At 37.3% G+C, this 12102-nt stretch carries 11 protein-coding genes, 1 tRNA gene and 1 pseudogene; 1 reads left to right on the top strand and 12 read right to left on the bottom strand.

The window, feature by feature from the left end; translation table 11 throughout:
- Positions 1 to 44: 44 nt before the first annotated feature.
- Entirely contained in the window at positions 45 to 1388 is a 1344-nt protein-coding gene (locus DES39_RS05785) for a sensor histidine kinase (protein ID WP_121144847.1), read from the bottom strand.
- Complete coding sequence (locus tag DES39_RS05780) at positions 1369 to 2058, bottom strand: response regulator transcription factor (protein ID WP_121144846.1); 690 nt, start codon at positions 2056 to 2058, stop codon at positions 1369 to 1371. Before DES39_RS05780 ends, DES39_RS05785 begins: the two co-directional genes overlap by 20 nt.
- 318 nt (positions 2059 to 2376) lie before the next feature.
- Here DES39_RS05780 and cspE point away from each other — a divergent pair, with 318 nt between their 5' ends.
- The gene (cspE, locus tag DES39_RS05775) at positions 2377 to 2586 is read left to right on the top strand and encodes a transcription antiterminator/RNA stability regulator CspE (protein ID WP_121144845.1); all 210 of its coding nucleotides are present in this window, start codon (positions 2377 to 2379) and stop codon (positions 2584 to 2586) included.
- Positions 2587 to 2831: 245 nt separating this feature from the next.
- On the opposite strand, the gene DES39_RS05770 is transcribed toward cspE, so the two are convergent.
- From DES39_RS05770 to DES39_RS05730, 10 genes and pseudogenes are all read right to left on the bottom strand, one after another.
- A complete protein-coding gene (locus DES39_RS05770; RefSeq protein ID WP_121144844.1) occupies positions 2832 to 3179 on the bottom strand; it encodes a hypothetical protein in 348 nt (115 codons plus the stop codon).
- Complete coding sequence (locus tag DES39_RS05765; RefSeq protein WP_121144843.1) at positions 3179 to 4873, bottom strand: DNA/RNA non-specific endonuclease; 1695 nt, start codon at positions 4871 to 4873, stop codon at positions 3179 to 3181. The genes DES39_RS05770 and DES39_RS05765 overlap by 1 nt, the downstream gene beginning before the upstream one ends.
- Before the next feature lie 600 nt (positions 4874 to 5473).
- Complete coding sequence (locus DES39_RS11200; protein WP_121144842.1) at positions 5474 to 5680, bottom strand: terminase small subunit; 207 nt, start codon at positions 5678 to 5680, stop codon at positions 5474 to 5476.
- A gap of 70 nt (positions 5681 to 5750) precedes the next feature.
- The gene (locus tag DES39_RS05755) at positions 5751 to 6353 is read right to left on the bottom strand and encodes a hypothetical protein (RefSeq protein WP_121144841.1); all 603 of its coding nucleotides are present in this window, start codon (positions 6351 to 6353) and stop codon (positions 5751 to 5753) included.
- A gap of 189 nt (positions 6354 to 6542) precedes the next feature.
- Positions 6543 to 6656, bottom strand: a pseudogene (locus DES39_RS11115) (hypothetical protein); the annotation flags it as partial.
- A gap of 171 nt (positions 6657 to 6827) precedes the next feature.
- Positions 6828 to 6903, bottom strand: a tRNA-Ala gene (locus DES39_RS05750).
- Between the two features lie 117 nt (positions 6904 to 7020).
- A complete protein-coding gene (gene secF, locus DES39_RS05745; protein WP_121144840.1) occupies positions 7021 to 8070 on the bottom strand; it encodes a protein translocase subunit SecF in 1050 nt (349 codons plus the stop codon).
- Positions 8071 to 8079: 9 nt separating this feature from the next.
- Positions 8080 to 9936, bottom strand: a complete 1857-nt coding sequence (secD, locus tag DES39_RS05740) for a protein translocase subunit SecD (RefSeq protein ID WP_121144839.1) — start codon at positions 9934 to 9936, stop codon at positions 8080 to 8082.
- Between the two features lie 45 nt (positions 9937 to 9981).
- On the bottom strand, positions 9982 to 10317 hold the full coding sequence (gene yajC, locus DES39_RS05735) for a preprotein translocase subunit YajC (protein ID WP_121144838.1): 336 nt from the start codon (positions 10315 to 10317) through the stop codon (positions 9982 to 9984).
- A gap of 119 nt (positions 10318 to 10436) precedes the next feature.
- Positions 10437 to 12098, bottom strand: coding sequence for an NADH-quinone oxidoreductase subunit N (locus tag DES39_RS05730; RefSeq protein ID WP_121144837.1), 1662 nt, complete (start codon positions 12096 to 12098; stop codon positions 10437 to 10439).
- Positions 12099 to 12102: the final 4 nt, after the last annotated feature.

Raw genomic sequence — 12102 nt, 5'->3', positions numbered from 1 at the left:
ATTCGCGCTGTGCGCAGTTGCATGATGGGCAATTTTGCAATTGATTAAGCCAGTGGTAACTCAATTCTAAAGCAGGTGCCTTTGCCTAAATGGCTGTCGACAGTAATATGACCTTTGTGCAGTTTGATAATAAAATCAACAAATGAAAGGCCTAATCCCGAACCTGATTGAGAGCGTGATTTATCGGCACGATAAAATCGATCAAAAATAAAGGGCAGATCGCTTGCTGCGATGCCAATACCATTATCGACAACTAAAATAACGGCATGTTTACCTTCTTTGTAGAGATCAATGTTGATATAGCCGCCTTCTTTACCGTATTGCACGCCATTATCAATTAAGTTGGTTATCATGCGTGAGAGCAACATAAGATCGCCATTGACGATAATATCGCTTTCTGACTCGACATGAATGGTGATCTGTTTCTCTTCTGCTTTTGGTGAACGCTCTTCGGCAATATCGGTGATGACACTGCTAATATCGAGCGTCTCTATCTCCATCGCCTGAGCTTGTTCATTGCCTCGTGCCAAGATCATTAGCTGTGATAGCATTTGCTGCATATGGCGGCTTTTGTTAATAATTAATGCTAGCGTTTGTGTACAGGTTGCTAAATTTTGGCTCTCGATGGCATATTCTGCATTAGTAATAATGACAGCAATTGGGGTACGCATCTCGTGTGAGGCGTCGGCGCTAAACTGTTTCTCGCGTTCAATGACGTTTTGCAGATTATCTGCCATATGATTAAACTCCGTGAGTAGTTCACCAATTTCATCTTTTGCTGCATCGAGTTTAATGCGTTTTGACAGATCTCCAGCGCCAATTTCTTTGGCTGCTTTGGCAATATTTTTAATCGGTTTTAATGCCCAACGGGTAATTAAAAAACCACCTAAAGCCGCTAATAATAAACAAGGGATTATTGAGAGTATGCCTTGTTCACGCATGGCGGTTAATGCTTGAAACGTGGAGGTGGTATCAATGGTGGTTCTGACCCAGCCAATTTGTTTGCCATCTTTGTTGACCGGATAGTCGTAGATAAACCAATAAAGATCATTATGTTCAATGGTGCGAATTTGTTCTAAGTCTTTCGGTAACTTTAGCATCCAGTTTTCATATTGCCCGGTTTTTACTTCATCTTGATTATTGAAAAAAGCGAAATAAACATCTCTGGGTGGGACTTTTTTTTCGTAAGTCGAGAGTTGATTGGGATTTTCTGATTTGGCAATCATGCGCGCTAAATTATGTGCCCCTCTTTGCATACCGGTGCGATGTTGCTCAAGCAAAATATCGTACATCGCATTGTAGGAACCGGCGACACCAAGTGCTAAAAAGATCATGAGCACAATGGTATACCATAGTGTAATACGGGTTCTAATACTCACTTTTTTCATTGTAATCTCTTAAGACGTAACCGACGCCACGGACAGTATGTAATAATTTATTATCAAAACCATTATCAATTTTACGGCGCAAATAGCCGACATAAACATCAATTACATTGGAGTCATTGTCGTAATCAAAGTTCCAAGCGTGATCGATGATTTGATCGCGAGTGAGTACGCGATTGGGGTTATGTAAAAAATAGGATAAAATAGTAAATCCTTTAGCCGAGAGTTCGATGTGCTGATTACCACGGGTCACAGCTCTGGTCGTGAGGTCTAGCGTTAAATCGGCATATTGTAAGATGGTTGACGTCTGTTCGCTATTACGCCGCACTAGCGCCCTGATACGCGCTGATAATTCATCGTAAATAAACGGTTTGACCAGATAATCATCAGCGCCGGCGTCAAGCCCAAGCACTTTGTCACCAATACCATCTTTTGCGGTGAGTAGTAATACGGGCGTTTTATTGTGCTTTTTACGCATCTGCCTGAGCACCGTTAGCCCGTCTTGAATGGGTAGCATGATATCCATCACAATGCAGTCATAAACGCCCATTTCAATATAGCCTAGTGCTTCTTGTCCATCTGATGCCATATCGACACTATACCCTTCTTGTGAAAGGCGTTTTGCCAGTACATTTAAAATGGATTTTTCATCTTCGACGACGAGTATTCGCATAATCGTTTCTCTACTGATTTAATTAATTTGTTGATATTCTAGTTGTTAAGTTAGCATCTTATCAATATTTTAACACGATCTCATTGATAGAATTAAAAATTATGCTTGCTATCCATGCCCTAATATGAGTTAATAGTTACAGCATATAGCGATGTAACTTTTTTAAAGCGTGAAGAATTGAATATAAAGTGATTAGTGAAATTTTTGACATTTTCAACTTTTGCTCCTCTAAGTTTTAAAAATGAATTATGTAAGTTTATGTTAATGCGCATATATTTATCATATGCAGTAAGTTTTATTTTTTAGGAAATTTTGAAAATGACAAAAAAAACTGGCCAAGTTAAATGGTTTAACGAAAGTAAAGGTTTTGGATTTATTACTCCAACTGACGGTAGCAAAGATGTATTCGTACACTTTTCTGCTATTATGAACGATGGATTCAAAACATTAGCTGAAGGGCAAAATGTTGAATTTGTAATTCAAGACAGCGCTCGTGGTCCAGCAGCAGCAGAAGTTAAATTAATCTAATCACATTGTGATTACTTTATATATTTTAAACCCGCTTAATTGAGCGGGTTTTTTATGTCTTTTCCTCTTTCCAAGTGACTTGGATAAGGCAATCGTACCGATTGATGACTATTTTTCGTTGCCGTAGTTTCGGTATCGCCTGCTAAAATGAAATTATCTAATATTGTTTTAATTATGCTGCCCAAAGAAAAGGCGCATTACGATAAAATACGCCTATATAGCTACGTATCAACCGATTAAATTAATCACTCTTCAATAAATGGCTCGTATTTAAAATCAATATTAATCTTAGCTTTTTCAATATCGACCGTTACAATACAACCTATCCAAATAGAATTACCATTAGTTAAATTATTAACTATAGTAAATTCTCTTAATTCAATTAAATAATCCATTAGATCGCTGCTCGCCTGTGCGCTATCATTATCAAACCATTTAGTATTATTATCCGCATCGACATAATCATATAGAAAAGTACAAACATCACCTTCTGGAACAAATTCCGCTTGCAATATAACTTTTTTTGCTCCATCTGGACTTATACTAAATAATATTTTTCCAATATCATTATAAATATCATTATCATTTCTCATTAAATTCCCCCAGGAGCATTAATTAAAATTTTCTCAATACTTCTTCCATTATCAATAGAGTATTTTACTTTAAATTTATCTGGTCTTATACCACTACTATTATAAACAGGCTCAATTTTAACTTTAACCGTTTTTCCTTCTTGCAATGCTTTAGCCCATGTATTTTCCATTTGCTTCCATGCGCCACGATTAAGGTTGGCATTCATCGGTAGCATATTTATTTTTTCACCCGAGCCATTTAATATTGATGCGATTAAATGACCACCCTCGTCGCCCTCAATACCTTGTTTACCCATTTTTAATTGTTGATACGTATTTCTGTCTAATGTATCGAGTTTAAGTTCAGCTTCTACCTGCTTTAATCTGCCCAGTTCATCAGTATGATATCTTTTATTCCCATCAACAAGATAAATGCTATTCGGCTCTGGATTATTGAGTGCTTTATTCCAATTGCCTTTGCTACCCGATTCGGTTTCTATTGTAACCATTTCCAGCTTATAGTGAACTTGCGTTTTAACATCGGGCACCATCCACTTAATTCTGGCATATTTTAATGCCCGTAATGAATGGGCAAAGGGTTCAATAAGGGCGCCAAGCAGTAACCCCTCTAAGGTGTTTTTTAATCGACCTTCCGCTGAGCTATCATCTGGACTGGCTTGTAGATACGCCGTCACCGGATTTTGTAACTCATCAAATGATTGAATCAGATTCGATAACCGCTCTTCATGCGGGGCAAATACGGCAAAATCAGCGACACCACCGGCAATCATACTTTGCGCTAGTTTCCCCATTCTTGTCAGGGGTTTGATAATTTTAAGCCCTTTAGCGGCAGGAATAAAACCCACTAAAAACTGACTGACACCATGAGCAAGCGCACCCGATACCGTTTCGGCCTCGGGGACTTTTTCAAATTGTGCAGGATTTTTCATTTCGACATGAAAATCATGTTCAATAGTCTGTTTAATTGGAGACATATCCCACGCTAAATCAGATACTGATTGCCCCGCATCACGCAGACCACCGAGTAATTGAAGGGGAACATCGTAATACCAGGGGCGGTCGGTTTGTTGTTTGTCAAAGACGATATCAACATATTGGGCATTGACAGGTAAACTCACATAAGCGTAACCACCACTGTCTAATGTGCCTTGCTTAAGCATCTTCTGACTGGCATTATCAAAGATAGTAAAGGGCTGATTGGCTAAATTATAAACCGTCAATTCAATATAATTTTCTTCATTATCATAGCGTGCCAGTTGACGCGCTTGGACTTCGCTAGCCGTTAATCGACGGGGTATTGGGTTACTCGGTAATTTTAGAAAGTTATTTTCTGGCGGTAACAGGCCTGAACTGTACTCGATAGGTATTTCGATTAAAATCGCCCGTTGTGATTTTAAAGCCTCTTTTAGTGCCTCGGTAAATCTTTTATCATCTTTATTATAAGTATTCGTTCCATAATATAAGCCTAGCGTTTCGAGGGTTGAATAGAGGTTTTTACACTCATCTTGATATGTAACACAGTATTGAATAATCTCATCCATCTGACCGCTATAATTATAACGAACCGGTTTGAGCTGAGTATAGTCAACAATACGACTCGGCACCAAAGGACTACGACGGAAAATTGAATTCTCTTCTTGCGGTTTTTGCAATTCATCCCACTGCCGAGCGGTCAGTAATAAATAATATTTCATCAGAGTTTATTTTATCATTTATATGCGTATAAGGTAATTTAATTGAGGTATATTAACAAGGTTGCGAGCACTACGCCACGCTATTTTAGAGCGGTTAGATTTTATTGCTTTAATTCGAGTATTCAGTGATGGTGTGTTAAAGCGTTATATGATAGTCATGTTATATAAAAATGTGGTTACAAGTATATCTTGAGGATATTTAAAAAATCGATAAAACAGGTGTTAAAACTTAAGATGAACTGTACTGGGATCTAATAGAAACAAAAAATATTGCAAATGAGTGAATTGGTGGAGCCAAGGGAAACAGAATCATACAAATTTAACTATTGGAAATACTTAATACCTAAACTTATGAATCAACATCATATAACTAAAATGAAAAGTGTCCCTGTGAAGTTAATATATTTTAGCAGATATATTTTAAAGGAAAATTTCTTTCATGGGGTTGTTTTAAAAATAAGATAATAAATTTTGACAGTGGAAATTTTTGATTAAGTGGTCGGTGTCCGTGAAAATTATTTTATAGTTTTGGCATACCCCCCATAATATAAAACTTTCATTAAAAAATGTTCATGGTGTTCACTCTTTTAATTAAGTATGTCAGCTACATCCATTAACTTTTGAATTATATTTTTGAATGTAATGTTTTGACATGTTGCTATCGGCTATTTGACTTGCTGATACTTTGCTATATCCAGCCTTTATTAGTGCTTGTGTTGCTTTGCCTCCGATTTGAAAATGACCTAAGTTTAAAATCAGGGACTTAAGTTCTATTAAGGTTTTGTTTGAAACATTGAACAAACACATTGGTACAGAAATCGATTTTGAAAGTGATGATGTGCAAGATAGTCAATAAAAAAGCCCCGAGGGGCTTTATTTAATTATCGTTTAAACATGCACTTACCTTGGATACCTCATTCTCGAGGGTTTTAAGTATCACCGACGGATTAGCTCCGTCCCAATTCCCAATTGGATTGAACCCATTATTAGCTACATAACCTGTTTCTGCTTGAGCTTGTTTTATATTACTAAATGTATAATTAAGGTTTGTTTTGTCCTTTTTTACAGTCAACGTATATCTAACATAATTGGTGATCGGTACCCATGATTGAGGGTTTTTGTACTTTGTCAATCCCTTAATAACAATTGTCTTATCATCACTATATTGCTGCACACTTCCACCAGAAGAGGTTGAGCCTGAAGTAACATTATAATAATTACCTGAATAAGACCCAACAAAACTTTTAGATGAGTCAGTTAGTTTAACATCATCGTTTTCGATATTTTGAAGTAAACAAACATTAATATCGTTTATGTTTTTCGAAGTAGTACCTTGAACGGTAAAACTTTTTAGCATTTTATATTCACCCTCATAATCCTCGTAAGTAACGCCAGTGAAGCTTGCTAAATTTTTATCAACTTGTTGAGCTGCACATCCAAACAATGCTATAGACATAAAAACTAATAATAACTTTTTCATATCATGACCTCATACCCTATCCTTTATGTAAATTTAGATTAATAGTATGAGATTTCACTTATTAATTCAATAAAAAAAGCTCCGAAGGGCTTTGATTAGATATTAAAACTGAATTATTGGATTTTTAAATAATAAAAGACAGCCAAGACTGTCTCTATTTTATATTTAGCGGCTCCACTTTAGCTACTAATTTGACTTAACTAATAGATACATGCCGCCACCATCAAATAAAGAATAATCCTTATCCCTTGGCTTGGCTGCTTTTATCTGTGTATCTGTTAATGGGAGTGTTTTTCTAGCCATAATAGTTTTAGGTATACGATAAATAGGTATATTGTCTCCATATACCTAAAAAATGGGGTTGTAAATGTGTCTTAATGGTACTTACAGATGAAAAAAACAGGCTTTAAGGCTTGATATTACTTGATTTAACGTATTTAAATGGATATTAAAGAATCTTGCAGAATAGTGAATTGGTGGAGCCAAGGGGGATCGAACCCCTGACCTCAACGCTGCCAGCGTTGCGCTCTCCCAGCTGAGCTATGGCCCCATAACGATGGAATACCGAGCAATGATATGCAACTAAACTATTGATGTCAATATGCCAGTTACGATATTGCCTATTTATTATTGGATATCGAGTAATAAATAGGCAAATATCAATTTGTTAACGCATTAAAGGTGCTTGATCGGCGCCTTCTGCTTCTATTTTTTGTGGGATAAAATGATCGCGTTTGATGCCCATTTTTAATGACATATAAGCAGCAACGTAAATCGATGAGAAGGTACCAAGTACGATTCCTACCCCAAGTGTTTCCGAGAAACCTTTTAGCATACTACCGCCAAAAATGTACAGAATTACAACTACCGCAAGGGTTGTTGCTGAGGTCATTAATGTTCGACTTAAGGTTTGAGTCAGTGAAATATTAATGACGTCATAAGGCGTTGCGCGGCGAATTTTTCTGAAATTTTCTCGAATTCGGTCAAATACCACAATGGTATCATTTAAGGAATAACCAATAATTGATAGCATTGCGGCGACAATAGTTAAATCTAGCTCGCGATTAAATAACGATAAGTAGCCAGCGGTAATAATAACGTCATGGGCTAACGCCACCACAGCACCAGTACCAAAGCGCCATTCAAAGCGTAGACCAATGTAAATCAAGATACAAACTAAGGTTGCGATAATTGCTAAAATACCATCTTGCGCAAGCTCTGAACCAACAGTTGGCCCAACGAAGGCTACACGTTTAATGGTTGCGCCTGCATCGATATCTTGATGTAATAGATCCGCGATTTTACTGCCGATAGTGCTATTCATTTTTTGAATCTCTTTCGCGTCAGGCTGTTGACCCGCTTCAATAGATTCATCTTTTGTAATCACCGGTAAACGGATAATAATATCGCGGCTACTACCATAATTTTGGACAACCGGCTCACCGTATCCAGCTTGTTTTAAGCTCATTCGAATATTATCAAGTTCTACTGCTTGGCTAAGGGTTATCTCAATAGTTGTACCGCCGGTAAAATCTTGGCCAAGATTAAAGCCTTTGACAAAAATAACAACTACTGATGCAACGACTAATATCATTGAAATAACAAAAGCAATAAATCCAAAACGTAGAAAATCGATAACTCGTCGCCCATGATTGAGAGACTCAACCGTAACGGCGGCCTCTTGATCTTGTTTTTTGGTTAATTGTGAATTTGCCATCATAAACTCCTAAATTGATAGCTTATTAACACGGCGACCACCGTAGATTAAATTAGCTAATGCTCTTGTACCAACAATCGAAGTAAACATAGAAGTTAAGATACCAATTCCTAACGTAATCGCAAATCCTTTGATTGAACCCGTACCAACAGCATACAAGATGACTGCGGTAATTAATGTGGTGATATTGGCGTCAAAAATACTGCTCCAAGCTCCAGCATAACCTTCGCTAATCGCGTGCTGTATACCGCGACCATTACGCAGCTCTTCTTTTATTCGTTCATTGATCAATACGTTAGCATCAACCGCCATCCCTACTGTTAATACGATACCGGCAATACCCGGCATACTCAGCGTTGCACCCGGTAATAAAGACATAATACCGACAATTAGAATTAAATTAGCTACTAAAGCAATACTGGCAAAAACACCAAATAATCGGTAAACCACAAGCATGAATATGACCGAAATGATTAAGCCCCACATACAAGACTCTAATCCTTGGGTAATGTTTTCTTGCCCCATTGATGGCCCAACAGTTAGCTCTTCAATAATTTGGATTGGTGCAATTAACGCACCCGCACGAAGCAGTAATGAGAGTTGCTTGGCTTCATCAACATTACTAATGCCTGTTACTTGGAAACGGTCACTGAAAATACCTTGAATGGTTGCAACATTTATAATCTGTTCTTGTTTTTCTAAAATCGGTTTACCCGCTTTATCAACTTTTCCCGAATCTTTATACTCAACAAATAAAGTCGCCATCGGTTTATAACGATTTGCTTGAGTAAAGGCCAACATTTTTTTGCCGCCTTCGCTATCAAGTGAAATAGAAACTTCAGGCTGGCCATATTCGTTTAAGCGAAACGATGAATCAGTAATATGATCGCCCGTTAAAACAATATTTTTATAAAGTAAAACCGGCCGCCCATCTTGCATATATTTGATTTCGGAGCCATAAGGTGCTCTTTCTTGCCCGGAAATGATATTATCTAAGTTGTATGAATTAGAATTATTTACTTGTCTAAATTCTAATGTTGCCGTTGCCCCTAAAATTTGTTTTGCCAGTGCAGTATCTTGAATACCGGGTAGCTCGACTATAATTCTATCAGAACCTTGTCGTTGGACGATGGGCTCGGCTACACCAAGTTGGTTAACTCGATTTCTTAAAATTGTGGTATTTTGTGCAACAGCATCAGATTTCGTTTGCTGTAAACGGTTTTCACTAATGCCAATGATCAGTTGTTTGTCATTTTGCGCAACAACATTATAGTCAGCTAATTGATTGACTCTTGATACCGCAGCAGCTTTGGCATCATTATTATCAAACATTACAACAACTTGTTGATCGTTATTTCGATGTAATGAAGTATAATTGATTTTGTTATCGCTAAAATCATTTTTTAACGCGTCGGATGCTTGGTCAGCTAATTTATCTAGCGCTGCGGTCATATCCACTTCCATCAGAAAGTGCACACCACCACGTAAATCCAAACCTAATTTCATTGGCTCTGCCCCAATGGCTGTTAACCAACTTGGCGTCGCGGGTGCTAAATTGAGCGCAACAATATATTTATCACCTAACTTATCAGCGATAATTTCTTTGGTTTTTAATTGGGTATCATTATTAGCGACTCGAATTAAAATCGAATTGTTTTCGAACTCGATTGATTTCACCTCGATTCCGTTATCACTTAATGTTTTTTGAATTTGTTCTTGAGTTTTAACGGTAACTTCAGCACCTCTTGAACCTGAAATTTGAATGGCAGGATCTTCACCATAAATATTAGGAAGTGCATAGAGAAGGCCGACGAAAACAACGACGACCAACAAAATATACTTCCACAAAGGATAGCGATTTAACACGACGTAGTCTCTTGTGGTTTATTATTTAACTTATAACACAATGAATTATAAAGACTTCATTGTTCCTTTAGGTAGGACTGAAGTAATAAAATCACGCTTGATAACAACTTCAGTTGTATCGTTAAGTTCTATGGCAACATAACCATTTTCACTGATTTTAGCGACACGACCAATTAAGCCACCATTTGTTAACACTTCATCACCTTTAGAAATCGATGACATCAGCTCTTTGTGGGCTTTTGCGCGTTTTTGTTGTGGTCGCATAATCATAAAATAGAAAAATAGACCAAATACGACTAGCATAATTGGTAAAAAATAAGGATTTGCTTCACCTGCAGCATCGGCACCGTCGGCATAAGCTTTACTGATAAAAAAGTCCATACTTTTCCTCTTGAGTAAGTTAAAGATTGAATAAAAAATTGATGAACAATAATACACGAGAAATTAGATTATAGCATCCTTATTTAGCATAAAGATGCTATTGAGTCTTATGTTCTAGCTTAATTTGGTGATAAATATTGTGCAACACTGACTAAATTAAATAACCACTTAGGATAGATTCCACAGAGTAAAATCAGCAGCGCGGAAACAACAATAAAAAACTCATTGATATCGATACGTTTAGGTGTAAAAAGAGTAATTGATGGTTTAACCTTAATATGAGTAGGTTTCATGTATAAGCTAATCACTAAACGCAAATAGAAATAGAGCCCGAGTGCACTACCGATAATTATTGCGCCAATAAGCCACCAGAGTTCGGCTGTAACGCCCAGTAAAATGAGTGAAAATTGACCAATAAACCCAACCGTTAGTGGCACTCCGGCTAAAGAGAGTAAGCCTGTCCCCATTGCTAAAGCTATGATGGGTTTACGCCAAAATAGTCCGCTTAAGTCGAGTGCTTGTTCTTCTTTTTCAGTTGATCGCGATTCTAAACTAATAACGGATAACACACAGATATTTGCTAAAACATAACCGATAAGGTAGACGCCGATTGTTTCTAATGCAAGCACTTGATATTGTACTGAAATCAATGCAATCAATAAATAACCAAAATGGGTAATCGACGAATACGCTAATAAACGTTTGATATTTTGCTGTTTTAGTGCAAAAACGCTTCCCCAAATGATAGAACAAAATGCCATGATAACCATAATCATGCGAATCGTTTCATTATTAACAATCGGTGCAAGCAGAAATAGCCTAGCAACTGCGCAAAATACGGCGACTTTGCTCACCGTTGTTAGCCATAATGCGATGCAAGTTGGCGCGCCTTGGTATACATCAGGTAACCAAAGTTGAAATGGGAACAGTGCAAGTTTGAAACCGATGCCAACGAGCATCAAGCATACTCCTAGCAATAATAAAGTGCTTGGGGCAGACAATGTCGATAGCTGAAAACTCAGTCCGATAAAAGTAAGCTCACCAGTTGCGGCATAATAAAAAGCAATACCCAGTAATAAAAAGGTCGTTGATATAACCGAAAGTACCATATATTTTATTGCTGCTTCTAATGCATATTTTCGCTGATATTGATAACCAATAAGTCCAACAATTGGAATTGATAATAGCTCAATGCCAATAAAGAGTGACATTAAATGGCTGGCATAAATCAAAATTGTCGCACCGAGTGCTGAGAACAGTATCATTAGATAGAATAAACCGTGATGGGTTTCTTCATCATTTTTAAACCAGTTGAGCGCGAGTGTTGATACAATTATCGAAAGAATCAGCACTAAGCTGGTATAAAGCGCACCATAACCATCGCTTGTAAATAATGCCGTGACGTAACTGGCTTGCCAATAGACTGCTAAATGCTCTTCAGCTTGTACGAGATTGGCTTGTTTGATTGCTAAACTTGGCGCAACAGGCGTTGGGTCAGGTGGATATAGCTCAAGCTCAGTAGATAGCACATCTGCGCTTTGGGTTTGTACTGATAATGGCGCTATGATGGTATCATGTTGTTTATCAGTATTAACGATAATTTGATAGCCTACAAATGTGGATGTGCTTAACGCGATAGCTAAGCTAACCACGGTAAATAGCGCTGCAAATTTGGTATTAATACGCAATAAAAGCAATAAAAATAGTAATACAATAATTGCTAAACCTAATATTAGGATCGGCAATAAATAGATTAGTTCAGATGTCGTAATCGCCGTCATAATC

It is taken from the genome of Orbus hercynius, assembly GCF_003634275.1.
In the GTDB taxonomy this organism is placed as follows: Bacteria; Pseudomonadota; Gammaproteobacteria; order Enterobacterales; family Orbaceae; genus Orbus; species Orbus hercynius.
This window is presented reverse-complemented; position numbering and strand designations above follow the sequence as displayed.